1 protein-coding gene is annotated in these 605 nt (G+C 71.4%); it reads left to right on the plus strand.

The genetic code is table 11. From position 1 onward, the window contains the following. Positions 1-605 (plus strand): type VI secretion system Vgr family protein (locus ACW7GZ_RS14910; RefSeq protein ID WP_457010063.1); only part of this gene is annotated, 605 nt, incomplete at both ends.

Below are 605 nucleotides of genomic sequence, written 5' to 3' on the forward strand. Positions count from 1 at the left end.
CCGGGCGTGGGTGCGCAGTTCCTGCCGCGGGTGGGACAGGAAGTGCTGGTGGCCTTCCTTGAGGGCGACATCGATCGGCCCGTGGTTGTTGGTGCCCTCTACAACGGTCAGGGTGAAGCAGGCGTTGCCCCGACTGCCGGCGGCAAGGAGGCCGCGGCCACGGGTACTGACCTGTACGCACAGGCCAGCGACCACGGCCCGAGCGCGCAGGCCAACCTGGCCGGAGGCCACGCGCCGCCGTGGCACGGCATGGGCGCTGGCGACGACGCCCATCGCAATGCCAGCGCGCTATGGGGCATCCAGTCGCAGGAGTGGCACGGATCCGGCCACAACCGGCTGCTGTTCGACGACAGCGACGGCCAGCTGCGGCTGCAGCTGGCGACCACGCAGGCGGCCACCCAGTTGACCCTCGGCCACCTGATCCACCAGGCCGACAACTACCGCGGCAGCTTCCGGGGTGAAGGCTTCGAGCTGCGGACCGACGCCTGGGGCACGGTGCGCGCCGAGCGCGGCCTGTGGCTGAGCGCCTATGCGACTCCCGGCGAGACACCCGCTGGTGATGCCGTGGGCCCGGCGGCGCTGTTGAAGCAGGCGCAAACCGTGGC

The organism is Luteimonas sp. A537, from assembly GCF_054052065.1.